The sequence below is a fragment of the Microbacterium sp. C448 genome, assembly GCF_000582705.2.
GTDB lineage: Bacteria > Actinomycetota > Actinomycetes > Actinomycetales > Microbacteriaceae > Microbacterium > Microbacterium lacus_A.
In genome coordinates this window covers 1-12,856 of sequence record NZ_HG779678.1, presented here as the reverse complement: position 1 = coordinate 12,856, position 12,856 = coordinate 1, and the positions used below count along the sequence as shown (strand labels likewise).

Genomic DNA, 12,856 nt, shown 5'->3' with positions numbered 1-12,856 from the left:
GGTCCACCTGCGTGTGAGTCAGGTAAACCCGCCGCTTCGCGCGCTTCTTCGGTAACCGGATGCCGCGCGCGGGGTTCTCGGGAATGCGCCGATCGCGCACGGCGATGTCGAGGATCGAGGAGAGGATGCCGTACGCCCTGATGACGGTGGTCGCGCCCCGCTTGCCGGCGAGCGTGGTGACCCACGACCGCACATCGCTGTAGCGCACGGCACCGATCTGCACCCGGCCCCAGCGCGGTTGCACGTGGACCCGCCACACGGACTGGAGTGGGTGGTAGGAGGAAGGCTTCAGTACCGCGGCCTGGTCCTGCAGCCAGGTTGTGCCGAGCTCGTCGATCGTGATCTTGCCGTCGACCGGATCGATAAATTGGCTGCTTGAGATCGATACGGTGACAGTTGCGAGGAACTCTTCGGCGTCGAACTTGGTACGGAAGCCGCGCTTGTTGCCTTGGCGGCCATCGGGCTTCTTGAAGCGGACGAGATACCGCTTGCCTTCTTTCGTCTTGTAAGGGTGGACGCTACCCATCCGCCTGTCGGCCGGGCGTGTAGCTCATTCCTTCGAGGCGTCCTGCGGCGCGGGCTTTGTAGATCCAGTCCGCGGCGGTGCGGTGGGGGACGCCGAGTTCGACTTGGACGGCTTTGACGGGGGGTAGTCCGGCGAGGGCTGCGGTGCCGTAGAGGATTTCGATGACGTCCAGGCGTTCGGCTTTCATGCCGCGCTTGACGACTGCTTCGGCCATCCATTCTGGGATGACTCGTCCGTCGCTTGCGGTGAGATCCGCGACGGTGATCCACGCCCCATCATCCGAATCGGACAGTTGCAGGGCGATGCAGTGCGGGATCGCGGTTTGCAGGATTGCCTGCGTCGGTAGGGCAATCTCGACGGCGCGGGAGAACAGAGAGATCAGTCGGGTGGTCGCGACCTCCGGCGGCGCGGTCTCGTTCACGAGGCTGATCTGGCGCCACAGCGGTTCGATGCGGTGCAGGATGTCCACGCCAGGCTGCAGCACGAGTGCCGAGCCGTCCCAGGCGTCAGGATGCACGCCCGGACGGACGCCTCAATGTGTGCGGCGCCCTCGAGGACGTGGACGATCTTGGCGTGCCCAAACACGGCGCGGTGGATGCGTTCGGCGCGCACGCTCTCCACCGCCGACAACGGCGGACCGGCCGGCCGGCCAATAACGTAGCCGCGGCCGGTATCGTCACGATCCCGCAGGGGTGGGACCGCATCCCGTCCGATCAATGGCGCCGTCACGCGTTCATCGACACGACCAGTTCCGTGGCCTCCGGAAGGTTGCGCCGTGGTCACGCCCGATAGCCGATGACAGTGGTCATGCCGGTTTCGGCGTGGTAGATGTTGTGGCAGTGGGCGACCCAGAGACCTGGGTTGTCAGCGTCGAAGTCGACGGTGAGGGTCTGCTTGGGCAGGATGATCGACGTGTCTTTCCGCGGGCCGCCACCTTCATGCTGGTAGGTGTGACCGTGTAGATGGAATGGGTGCCACATCTCGGTGTCATTAGTGATCGTGAACCGGACGCGTTCGCCTTCGCGGATCTCGTGCGCGCCGTCGAGGGGCTGATTCATATCGAACCGTCGCCCGTCGATGCCCCAGTCGTATTCGGCCATACCTCCGGTGAGAGTGATCGCCACGGTCCGATCAGGCTGCCGTGAGGACAGCGCAACGCTGCTATCTGACGTCAGCAGCTGTGCGGTCCCGATCCGGCTGCTAGTGAGCTCCGGGATGCTCACATCGGCCGTCGGTGCTGCCGCGGCGCTGCCGGTGCGGATGACGGCGAAGCCGCGGTCGCGCTTGCCTTCGGCTTGCGCGACGAGGGGAAACACGCCGTCGCCGAGGGTGAGGGTCGCGTCGTAGCGTTCGCCCATGCCGATGAGGATGCTGTCGACTTCGAGCGGTTCCACGGGGAAGCCGTCGGTATGGGTGATGGTGAGCGTGTGACCGCCGATGGCGAGGCGGAACGCGGTGTCGCTGCCGGCGTTGATGATCCGCAGCCGCACCTTCTCGCCGGCCCGCCCGGTGAACTGGGTGGGGTCAGCGGGGGGTTTCCCGTTGACGAGGTAGAGGGGGTAGTAGACGTCGCCGGCGTCGCCGCCGAGCAGATCGGAGGTGGCGCCCATGAGGGTGTTGCCCATCCGCATGAACATGTCGCCCATCCCGCCCGTGTCACCCATCCCGGCGGACAGCTCGTCAAGGACGTCGTCGGGGGTGGCGGTGACGCCGTCGAGCCAGTCGTCGAGGATGATGACCCACTCGTCCTCGTACCCGCCGGGCTCGGCGGGGTCCTCGACGATCAGCGCCCCGTACAGGCCACGGTCCAGCTGCACCCCGACGTGGGGGTGGAACCAGTAGGTGCCGGGATCGGGCGCGATGAACTCGTAGTCGAAACTGGCCCCGGCCTTGATGGGCTGCTGGGTGACCGGCGGGACGCCGTCCATGTCGTTGCGCAGCGCGAGCCCGTGCCAGTGCACGGAGGTGTCCGCCTCGAGCTGGTTCCGGACGGTGGCCTTCAGAGTGTCTCCGGCGCCGAGACGGATCACGGGCGCCGGAACAGACCCGAACGCCCAGGTCGGCGCGGTCGCCCCGGCTAGGTCCAGCACGGTCGGGGCGGCGGTGAGGGTCGCGGTGGTGACCTTCCCGGTGCCGCCGCGGCGCCGCTCGGCGCCTTGGACCTGGGCGCCGTCGGGCTGCACCCAGTTCGCCGCCGGCGCGCAGGATGCCAGCGCGACCGTCGCGACGGCGCCAATGCTGACGCCGAGGAACCCTCGCCGAGTTAGGAGGAAGCGGGGGCGTGGGGCGGGCGACGGGTTCATCGTTGTTTCCTTTCCGGCCGGGAGCGCGGGCCGTGGTTTTCGTCAGGGAGGCCGTCCGGGTCGGACGTCGCATGATCGGCGGAGGCTCGTGGGGCACGATTGCCGGTTGCCGTGACGGCCGAGGGCTCTGAGCGCCTGGATCCGATGGCGAGCAACGCCATTGCGATCAGCACGATCACGGTCCCGATCCAGCCCCACAGGCCCGGGTCCTCGCGCAGGATCAGCAGCGACAGCAGGATCCCGAAGACCGGCACGAGCAGCGTCCACGCGGCGAGGAGGTCGAGCCGGGCACGTCCGATCTCGGTGAACCAGGCGACCGTGGTGGCGGCGGTGCCGACCAGTGATAGGAACAGCAGGGTGAGGATGAACCGGATGTTCCAGTCGATCGTGGGCGGCCCTTCTGTGACGGCTGCGGTGCCGGCGAGGATCGCACCTCCGATGAGCAGCTGAGCTGCCGCCACGATTCGGACGTCTGCGTGCACGATCCGGCCGATGAGGGTGCCGGCGGTGATCGCGGCGGCGGAGGTCAGTGAGAGCCACGCTCCGGTGCCGAGCCCGGAGGGAAGGACGATGATGAGTAGGCCGGTGAAGCCCAGGCCGATCGCGGCGATCGCGGCGGGGGTGGGACGCTCGCGGTAGAGCCACCACGCGGGCAGCAGGATCAGGATTGGCTGCGCGTTGGCGAGCACCGAGGCGATCCCGGTCGACAGTCCGGTCGCGGCGACGAACATCGTCGTGAATGCCAGGGCGATGTTCACCAGTCCGAGGCAGCCGATCAGTGCCCATGTCTTCGGGTCGCGGGGAAGAGGTGCCCGCTGGATGCCGGCGACGGTTGCGAGCGCGACCCCGGCGATGAGGGCTCTCAGTGCCGCGAGCCACAGCGGCGGGGCGTCTTGCAGGCCGACGGTGATCGCGACGAAGCACGACCCCCAGGCGAGCGTGACCCACAGCATCCGCAGCGGTCGGGGGTGCCCGTGCCGGCTGGCGTCCGCGAGGGGGCGGACGACGGTGTTCACGACGACTCTCGCGTGTCGGTCCCGCTGTCGCCCCCGTGGCGTCGATGATTCGAGTCTTGGGCGCCGATGTGGTGGCGGTGGCCGAACAGGTGCATGGCGGCCATGCCGATGATCGCGACGTAGGGCAGCACTGCGACGACGTGGGGAAGGTGGTCGATGAACAGGTAGATCGCGATCCCGAGCACGGAGATCCCGATGATCAGCCACGCCGTCACAGGCATCCGTCGCCGCGGGTCGCCTTCGCCGGGACGTCGGCGGGCGGTTGGTGGTCACCGGTCATGGTCGGGCTCCTCCGCCGGTGTGAGGAAGTCCTGGCGCATGCCGAGGCTCTCGTCGGTGAGGCGGATCGAGGTCGCGGCGTCGGGGACGGTGCCCGTCAGCGCGCGGATCGCGTCGATCGTCTCGGGCACGACGATGGCCTCGTTGTAGACCTGGTAGGCGAGGTAGGCCTCGCTGCCGTTCACGGTGACCAGGTCCTCCCACACGGCGACCTCCCACATGTCTCCCCGGGGGCGGCCGAGATCGCGCATCAGCTCGACGGTGGAGTTGAGGGCGACCAGGCCATCGGACATCCGGATGAACGCGATGCGGGGCGCGGCGCGCAGGGCGTCCAGCACCTCGTCGCGGGTCGCCTCCCGGGTCAGTTGTAGCGTCCAGTAGTGGCTGTGGGTCTGCGTGTGGGCGCCTTTGGCGGCGATGGTGACGACATCGAGTCCGGGGAGCACGGTCTGTGCGTCGGGGCCCTGATGAGAGGGGATGGTCGGTTCTGGGACCATCGTGTTCATGATCCCGCCGAGGTGCGATTCCCACGGGTCGGTGGCGCGGCGGATGAGCACCCCACGGGCGCGCAGCAGGAGTCCGGCCGCATCCAGCGCGCCGAGGATCCGCACGATGCTGGTGGTGTTGCAGGAGACCACCCGGGTGCTGTCCCTGCCGATGGCGCTGGCGTAGTTGGCTTGGGCGACGAAGGAGTGGCCGGTGGTGGAGTGGGACTCGCCGCCTTGGAGCACTGCCTTGACGCCGAGGGCGCGGTAGCGCTCCAGGTTTCCCGCTGCCACATGCTTGGGGGTGGTGTCGACGACGACGTCGCACTGCGCGAGAAGGTCGTCGAGCACTCCCTGTGCGGGCACGTCGGCGCCCCGCATGGCCTGCTGCGCCTCGATGGTGGAGGCGAACACGGGCAGGCGGTTCGCTGCGGACTTGATCCGCCAGTCGGTGGCGATGTCCGCGACGCCGACCAGGTCCATGTCCGACTGCAGCAGGACCGCGTCGGCGACGCGCTTGCCGATGACGCCGTAGCCGTTGACGCCGACTCGAATGGTGTTCATGTGCGTGCCTTTCTGATGAGGGATGGGAGCCGCGGCGGTCATCGCCGTCGCCGCGTGGTCCAGAGCAGGTAGCCGCCGAGTGCGGTGACCACGCTCGCGCCGGCGCCGATCATGACGCCTTCCCGCGAGCGCCATCTCGTGTTCCCGCTGACGAGTTCGCCGATGCCGTTGATCAGGGCGGCGGTGATCATGCCGGCGATCAGGCGATTGCCGATCCGTTCAGCCCGTCCCACGAGCGGTTCCAGTTCGGCCGCGCGCAGGTGCACCTCGAGGCCGCCGTTCTCCAGCACCCGCCGGAGCTGCTTGAGTGTTCCGGGCAGCTCGAGCAGCAGTGCTCCGGCATCCGCGGATGCCTGTGCCCAGCGTTTCGCCAGGGCGGGGAGGGAGAACTGTCGCTGCACGATCCGCTCCGAGAAGGGGGTGAGCGCCTGCAGCATCTCGAACTCGGGGTCGAGCCGTGCCGCCAGTGCCTCGCCCATCATCAGGACCTTGAACAGCAGAGCGGTCTGCTGCGGCAGCTGGAGGTGGTGGTGTCGCAGCAGGGCGAGCAGCTCTCCGAGCAGGTGGCTGAGGTTAATGTCGGACAGGGGGCGTCCGAGATACCGCGACACGAAGACGTCCAGGGAGCGGCCGAGCTCGCCGCGGTCGGAGGTGTTCTTGGTGATCGAGAGCGCGAGCAGGGCGGTGGCGAGCGCGTTGGAGTCTCCGCGGGTGAAGGCGAGCAGCACGTCGGAGAGCTGCTCGGTGACCTCTTCGTCGAGTTGGCCGACCATGCCGAAGTCGATGAGGGCGATGGATCCGTCGGTTTGGATGAACAGGTTGCCCGGGTGCGGGTCGGCGTGGAAGAAGCGGTTCTCGAACACCATGGTGAGGATGAGGTCTGCGCCTCGCCTGGCCAGCTGGTTCCGGTCGATGCCGGCCGCGTCCAGGGCGGGCAGGTCGTCGACTCGGATGCCGTGCATCCGTTCCAGGGTCAGCACGCGTGACGTGGTCGTCTCCCAGAACACCTGAGGGACGGCGACGTCGGGTGAGTCGGCGAAGTCGGCGGCGAACCGCTCCGCGTTCCGGCCCTCCTGCAGATAGTCGAGCTCGGCGCGCAGCGTGCGGGAGAACTCCTCGACGATGCCCGGCAGGTTGTACTGGCGGGCGGCATCCCACCGCTTGTCGGCGCGCTCGGCGAGGTTCTGCAGGATCTCCAGGTCTTCGTGGATCTGGGCGACCGCGCCGGGTCGGCGGACCTTCACGACGACCTGGGTGCCGTCGTGAAGGGTCGCGGCGTATGCCTGCCCGATCGACGCGGCGGCCAGCGGTTGCGGGTCGAACTGTGCGAAGAGCTGTTCGGGGTCCGCGCCGAGCTCCTCGCGGATCACCGCCTTCATCGGCTCCCAGGCCTCGGGCGGCGCGGCGTCCTGAAGCTTGACCAACTCGGCGAGGTAAGCGGCGGGCAGCAGGTCGTTGCGGGTGGACAGCAGCTGGCCGAGTTTGATGAAGGTCGGTCCGAGCTCCTCGAGGGCGAGTCGGAGGTGTTCCGGACTGGTGTAGGGCTCGTCCCGGCGCGCATGCCCGAGAACGCCTTTGTTGAAGGGAATCCACTTCTCCAGTCCGAGCAGCCCGAGGCCGAGCCCGAGTCCGTGGTGCTCGAGGATGGTGGCGATGCGCCGATACCGGCTCCGATGCGTGCTCATCAGTCGAGGCCTCCTTCGCGGTTGGTCGCGTCGCGGGCCGAGGTGCCCGGGCCGATCGCGAACGTCTTGGTCTGTCCGGCCGAGAGCGGCACGGCGACCGCGCCGACGCGCACGTGGATCGCGGGTGCTGAGCCGGCGTGCACGCGAAGCTCCAGGCTGCGGTCACGGAGCATCACGTCGACGAGGTGGCCGCGGTATCGGATCTGGAACCCGACCCGGGTGAGGTTCGGCGGCAGTCGGGGGGCGAAGACGAGCTCGTCGTCACCGAGGGCCATGCCGGCGAAGGAGCGGACGGGCAGGTCGATGGTGCCGGCCATCGCGCCGAGGTGGATCCCTTCGCGGGTGGTGCCGCCCTGGGAGTCGTCGAGATCGGCGATCAGCGCCTCGCGGAACGCGATCCAGGAGCGGGACGGGTCGATGCCGGCCAGGACGGAGGCGTTCACGACTCGGCTGAGCGTCGACCCGTTGGCGGTGCGGGCGAGGTAGTACTCGACCGTGCGGGTCAGGTCCTGCTCGGAGAACGGGTAGCCGAGCGTGGCGAGTTGCGCCCGGAGCCCGTCGTGACCGAGCAGGTAGACCAGCATGACGACGTCGGGCTGCTTGGCGAGCTTGTACCGGTTGGTGCTGTCGTTCTCGGACTCGAGGATGAGATCGAGCCGGCCGATGTTCCCGTACTCCTCGCGGTAGTGGTCCCAGTCCAGCTCCTGCAGGCTCTCGTAGCCGTCGAACTGGGTGAGGATGCCGTCGCGGTGGAACCCCACCGCCAGTCGTGTGCTGAGCCGGGCCCACCCCGCGATCTCCTCGTCGGTGACGCGGAGCCGGTCGCGGAGGCCCTCGCCGCGGTGCCCGTGGAGCAGGGCGAGTGTCCGGGCCGCTCGCGTGGCGACCCACGAGGCGAGGACGTTGGTGTACGTGTTGTCGCGCAGGCCGCTGCCGGGAGCGTCCGGGGCGCCGTCGTGGAACTCGTCGGGTCCCATCACCCCGGCGATGTGGAAGCGGTCGGTGGCAGTGTCGTGCTCGGCGAGCGAGGCGAACAGGCGGGCGACCTCGATGATGAGCTCGCCGCCGCGTTCGGCGAGCCACTCGAGGTCGCCGGTGGCCTGGTAGTGCTGCCAGGCGTTGTAGGCGATGGCGAGGCCGACGTGGCGTTGACGGTGGGAGTTGTCCGGCATCCACCGACCGGAGCGCGGGTTGTAGAGCGCCTCGGGCGTCTCCTCGCGACCGTCGCTGCCGCTCTGCCAGGGGAAGAGGGCTCCGCGGAGTCCGGCGGCGGTCGCCGCGGCGCGGGCGGCGTCCAGTCGCCGCCAGCGGTAGTCGATCAGCGCCCGGCTGATCTCGGGCGTGCGCAGAGCGATCACGGGCAGGACGAACACCTCGTCCCAGAAGACGTGCCCCCGATACCCCTCGCCGTGCAGGCCGCGGGCGGGCACCCCGGCGTCGAGCTCGACGGTGTGCGGCGAGAGGGTCTGGAGCAGGTGGAAGACGTGCAGGTTCAGGATGAGTCGGCTGTGCGTGTCGGCGTCCAGGGTGACCGCGAAGCGTTCCCAGAGTCGCCGCCACGCCGCCGCGTGGCGTTCCCGCAGCGCCTCGACGTCGCCACCGCGTTCGGTGAGCAGGGTCAGGGCGGCACCACCCGGCTCGCTGATGGCCCGATCGTGGGAGGTGTAGATCGCGGCCGTCTTGGTGAGGGTGACCGGTCGACCCTGCTCCAGAGGGATGCGCAGCTCCCGGGTGTGCTGCGATGGCGTGTCGATGCGGTGATCGGTCGCGCTGTCGGTTCCGGTGAGGGTCGAGCGGACGGCGGTGGCGATGTGGACCCGGCTCTGCCGGGTCCGCACCTCGCAGAGGGTGGTGTCGCCGACCTGGCGGAACGTCGGCTGCGTGAGGTGGGTGGCGTCCGATCCGAGATACGCGGCCACGTTGCTGTTGCGCACGCCGGCGTCGATCCCGGCGCGGAGGGTGACCGTGCCGCTCCAGTCGGGGGCGGTGAGCGTGGTTTCCAGCACGGCCAGGTGAGGCTCGTCCAGGGAGGTGAACGTCGTCTGCACGAAGTCGAGTCGATCCCCGTTCGGAGCGGTGAGGACCGCGCGGCGGACGACCAGGCCGCGGCGCAGGTCGAGCTCGCGTCGTTCGCTGTGCGTCACGACCTGGCCGGTGGACAGCCACGGCCCGTCTCCGAGGCGGAGGTCCACCGGAAGCCAGTTGGGAGTGTTGACGAGATGCTCCTCCTCGAGCTCGCGCCCGTGGATGGTGCTCGCCAGTCGGTTGTACACGCCGGCGAGGTAGGTGCCGGGATAGTGGATGCCGTCGTCGTGGTGCTCGGGCCGGGCGCCCCGGGTGGCCAGGTAGCCGTTGCCCAGCGCGGTGAGCGCCTCCCGGTGCCCTTCGTGCGCGGGGTCGAAGCCGTCGTAGACCAGCTGCCACGGATCCGTGGTGGAGACGCCCAGGTCGAGCTCGGCGACATCGGCCAGGACGAGGTCGGCGCCCGCGGCCTCGAGCTGCTCCCGCGCTCCGGCGCGGTCGATGCCGACGACGAAGCCGAAGCCTCCGCGCCTCCCGGCCGCCACGCCGGCGACCGAGTCCTCGACGACCGCGGTGCGGGCCGCGGCGACACCCAGTCGCCGGGCCGCCTCGACGAACATGGCGGGATCCGGCTTGCCTTTCAGGTGATGCGAGAGCGCGATCCGGCCGTCCACCACGGTGTCGAAGCAGCCGGCCAGTCCTGCGGCGGCGAGCATCTGGTGCGCGTTCCGGCTCGCGGTGACCAGCCCGACCGGAACGGCCGCGCCCCGCAGGCGATGCAGCAGCGCCACGGTGCCCGGATAGACGCGCAGCCCGCGGGTGCCCAGCTCCGCCAGGAACAGCTCGTTCTTGCGCGCCGCGAGCCCCGCGATCGTCCACGCCGTTGGTGGGTCGTCGGGATCTCCGGCGTCCAGGGCGATCCCACGGGCCGTCAGGTACGCCGATACCCCGTCCTCGCGGGTTCGCCCATCCACATAGCGGCGGTAGTCGGCGACCGGGTCGAAGGTCGTCTCGGGGTCGTCCACCTGCACACGCGGGTCTCGCAGCACCTCGTCGAACAGCTGCTTCCACGCGGCGGCATGGATCGCGGCGGTGTTCGTGACCACGCCGTCCATGTCGAACAGCACCGCGTCGTAGACGGCATCGAGGTGGTGAGTCCCGCGCTCTGCCGACCGCGGAGTCATCGCGGCGCCTCGCGTCCGGTCATGAGGCGCCGCCGGGCGTCGACGCCGGGGCGAGGCTGCTCGCCTCTGCCGGGGCCGCGGGGGCCTGCTGGGCGGGCAGCCGGAGCCGCTTGAGCAGGAGCGCGTTGACGGCGACGATCACGCTGGAGCCGGACATGCTGATGGCGGCGATCTCCGGGGAGAGCATGATCCCGAACGCGGGGTAGAACACGCCGGCGGCGATCGGCAGCGCGATCGCGTTGTAGCCGATGGCCCAGCCGAGGTTCTGCCGCATCTTCCGCAGCGTGCCCTTCCCGATCTTCAGCGCGATCGCCACGTCCAGCGGGTCGGAGCGCATCAGGACGACATCGGCGGTCTCGATGGCGACGTCGGTGCCGGCGCCGATCGCGATGCCGAGGTCCGCCTGGGCGAGGGCGGGGGCGTCGTTGACGCCGTCGCCGACCATCGCGACCTTCTTGCCGGATGCCTGGAGCTCGGCGATCTTGGCGGACTTGTCCTCGGGGAGCACGTCGGCGATCACGGTGTCGATGCCCAGCAGCGAGGCGATGCGCTCGGCGGTGGGCTTGTTGTCGCCCGTGAGCATCGCCACCTCGATGCCCTGCTCGTGGAGTGCGTCGATCGCGGCTTTCGCGGTGTCGCGGGGGGCGTCGGCGAGGGCGATCACGCCGGCGATCTGCCCGTCGACGGCGAACATGATCGCGGTGCGGCCGCCGTCCGCGAGGGCCTGCTGCTGCGAGACGACCGGGCCGGTGTCGATGCCCTGCGCGGCCATCAGCCGGGCGTTGCCGAGCACCACCTGCTTCCCGTCCACGGTGGCGATCGCGCCCTGCCCGGTGACGTTGCGGAACGCGGACGCGGTGCGGCGCGGGATGTTCCGGCTCTCGGCGTAGGTGACGATCGCCTTGGCCAGCGGGTGCTCCGACTCCCGCTCGAGCGCCGCGGCGAGGGCGAGCAGCTCCAGGTCGTCCATGCCGATGGGGATGTAGTCGGTGACCTCCGGCTCGCCCTTGGTGAGCGTGCCGGTCTTGTCCAGCACGACGGTGTCGATGTGCGCGGCGGTCTCGATGCCGGTGGCGTTCTTGAACAGGACACCACGCTTGGCGCCCAGGCCGGTGCCGACCATGATCGCGGTCGGCGTGGCGAGCCCGAGGGCGTCGGGGCAGGTGATGACGACGACGGTGATCGCGAACAGGATCGCCATCGGCAGCTCCGCCCCGGCGAGGAACCACACCAGGAAGGTCAGGGTGCCGCCGACGAGGGCGAGCAGAACGAGCCAGAACGCGGCCCGGTCGGCGAGGCGCTGGCCGGGGGCCTTGGAGTTCTGCGCCTCCTGCACCAGCTTCACGATCTGCGCCAGCGCGGTGTCCGCGCCGACCTTCGTGGCACGCACCCGGAGCGTGCCGACGGTGTTCACGGTCGCCCCGATCACCTCCGAGCCGGGCGCCTTCTCGACCGGCATGGACTCGCCGGTGACCATCGACTCGTCGATCTCGGACTCGCCGTCCTCGACGACGCCGTCGGTGGGGACCTTCGCGCCGGGGCGGATGAGCATGAGGTCGCCGGGGACGACCTCGGAGGTGGGGATTTCGACCTCCTCGCCGTCGCGGAGGACGACCGCGCGGGCGGGCGCGAGCTCCAGCAGCCGGCGGATGGCGTCGTTCGCACCTCCCCGGGCGCGCATCTCGACCCAGTGGCCGAGCAGCACGAAGGTGGCCAGCACGGTCGCCGCCTCGTAGAAGACCTCGCCGCCGCCGGTGAGGGTGATGACCAGGCTGTAGATCCAGCCGGCGCCGACACCGACCGCGACCAGCACCATCATGTCCAGGGTGCGGGCCCGCAGAGCCCGGTAGGCGCCGTCGAAGAAGATCCAGGCCGAGTAGAAGATCACCGGCAGCGACACGATCAGCATGAACACGTCGTCGCGCAGCCCGAACGGGGCCGGCACCTCGAAGCCGAGCACCTCCCGGCCGATCGGGGACCACAAGGTGATCGGGATCGACAGGATCAACGCGACCAGGAACCGGTTGCGCATGTCCCGGATCATCGCGTCCATCGACATGCCGCCGTGATGCCCGCCGTGGCCCATCACATCCTGCGCGCTGCGGCCGGCCGGCTGAGCCCCGTGATCGTGTCCGCCCTCGGTGGCCGGAGCGTGACCGGCATGCGCGCCGGCGTCCATGGCGGAGTGGTCCGCGTGGTCCGCTGCCGGGTGCGGGTGCTCGTGCCCCGCCGGGGTGTCATGACCGGTGGAGACCGCGCGTCCCTCGTGCTCGGCGTGCTCCTGATAGCCGTCGTGCGCGTCATGCTCGGCGTGGGCATCGTGCTCGGCGTGGTCGTGGTGCTCGGCGTGCTCGTGAGGTTCGTGGGCGGGGTCGCAGATGTGGTCCGGGACGGACTGCCCGGCGCAGTGGTAGCCGCATTCGATCACCCACTGCTGCAGGTGCGCGACCGAGGTGGTCTGCGGGTCGTAGGTGACGGTCGCGGTCTGGGAGACCGGGTTCGCGTCGACGGACAGGACGCCCGGCTGGCGGGCGAGGTGGGCTTCGGTGACGTTCTTGGAGGTCGCGCGGATCATGCCGCTGACCTGCAGGGTCACGGTCTTGGTGTCGGTCATCGGATTTCCTTCGCGGTGGAGGGGCGGTTCAGGTCGGTGTCGGGGTGGGGCCAGCGCCAGTCGGCGACGGCGGGGATGTCGGTGCCGTGCTCGCGGGTGTGGGCGCGGGCGCGCAGGCGGGCGTCGACGAGTTCCTGCCGCAGCTGCGCGTGGGTCGCGGCAAGGCCCGGGACGTGGT

9 protein-coding genes and 1 pseudogene are annotated in these 12,856 nt (G+C 69.8%); all 10 read right to left on the bottom strand.

Translation table 11 applies throughout. The annotated features are described in order from the left end of the window. Positions 1-526, bottom strand: a pseudogene (locus MIC448_RS08685) (site-specific integrase); the annotation flags it as partial. Next, the gene (locus MIC448_RS08680; protein WP_051513458.1) at positions 519-1,043 is read right to left on the bottom strand and encodes a hypothetical protein; all 525 of its coding nucleotides are present in this window, start codon (positions 1,041-1,043) and stop codon (positions 519-521) included. The pseudogene MIC448_RS08685 and the gene MIC448_RS08680, both read right to left, overlap by 8 nt. Before the next feature lie 262 nt (positions 1,044-1,305). After that, positions 1,306-2,829, bottom strand: a complete 1,524-nt coding sequence (locus MIC448_RS08675) for a multicopper oxidase family protein (protein ID WP_036298348.1) — start codon at positions 2,827-2,829, stop codon at positions 1,306-1,308. Next, positions 2,826-3,845 carry a DMT family transporter gene (locus tag MIC448_RS08670; protein ID WP_100812072.1) on the bottom strand — a complete coding sequence of 340 codons (1,020 nt, stop codon included), beginning with the start codon at positions 3,843-3,845 and terminating at the stop codon, positions 2,826-2,828. Before MIC448_RS08670 ends, MIC448_RS08675 begins: the two co-directional genes overlap by 4 nt. Beyond that, on the bottom strand, positions 3,842-4,066 hold the full coding sequence (locus MIC448_RS08665) for a DUF2933 domain-containing protein (RefSeq protein WP_144238024.1): 225 nt from the start codon (positions 4,064-4,066) through the stop codon (positions 3,842-3,844). Before MIC448_RS08665 ends, MIC448_RS08670 begins: the two co-directional genes overlap by 4 nt. Positions 4,067-4,114: 48 nt before the next feature. Beyond that, the gene (locus tag MIC448_RS08660; protein ID WP_033107657.1) at positions 4,115-5,173 is read right to left on the bottom strand and encodes a type II glyceraldehyde-3-phosphate dehydrogenase; all 1,059 of its coding nucleotides are present in this window, start codon (positions 5,171-5,173) and stop codon (positions 4,115-4,117) included. A 38-nt stretch (positions 5,174-5,211) separates the two neighbouring features. Continuing rightward, positions 5,212-6,858, bottom strand: coding sequence for an AarF/ABC1/UbiB kinase family protein (locus MIC448_RS08655; RefSeq protein ID WP_036298344.1), 1,647 nt, complete (start codon positions 6,856-6,858; stop codon positions 5,212-5,214). Beyond that, the gene (locus MIC448_RS08650; protein ID WP_051513456.1) at positions 6,858-10,064 is read right to left on the bottom strand and encodes an HAD-IA family hydrolase; all 3,207 of its coding nucleotides are present in this window, start codon (positions 10,062-10,064) and stop codon (positions 6,858-6,860) included. The genes MIC448_RS08655 and MIC448_RS08650 overlap by 1 nt, the downstream gene beginning before the upstream one ends. A gap of 19 nt (positions 10,065-10,083) precedes the next feature. Then, positions 10,084-12,678, bottom strand: a complete 2,595-nt coding sequence (locus tag MIC448_RS08645) for a cation-translocating P-type ATPase (RefSeq protein WP_036298342.1) — start codon at positions 12,676-12,678, stop codon at positions 10,084-10,086. Next, positions 12,675-12,856: hypothetical protein (locus MIC448_RS08640; RefSeq protein ID WP_036298340.1), on the bottom strand; the 182-nt coding region annotated here is incomplete at its 5' end. The genes MIC448_RS08645 and MIC448_RS08640, both read right to left, overlap by 4 nt.

Bases quoted from the DNA above. Each gene is read 5' to 3' on its own strand.
- MIC448_RS08675 (WP_036298348.1), bottom strand. From the start codon at position 2,829: ATGAACCCGTCGCCCGCCCCACGCCCCCGCTTCCTCCTAACTCGGCGA.
- MIC448_RS08650 (WP_051513456.1), bottom strand. From the start codon at position 10,064: ATGACTCCGCGGTCGGCAGAGCGCGGGACTCACCACCTCGATGCCGTC.
- MIC448_RS08655 (WP_036298344.1), bottom strand. From the start codon at position 6,858: ATGAGCACGCATCGGAGCCGGTATCGGCGCATCGCCACCATCCTCGAG.
- MIC448_RS08665 (WP_144238024.1), bottom strand. From the start codon at position 4,066: ATGCCTGTGACGGCGTGGCTGATCATCGGGATCTCCGTGCTCGGGATC.
- MIC448_RS08660 (WP_033107657.1), bottom strand. From the start codon at position 5,173: ATGAACACCATTCGAGTCGGCGTCAACGGCTACGGCGTCATCGGCAAG.
- MIC448_RS08645 (WP_036298342.1), bottom strand. From the start codon at position 12,678: ATGACCGACACCAAGACCGTGACCCTGCAGGTCAGCGGCATGATCCGC.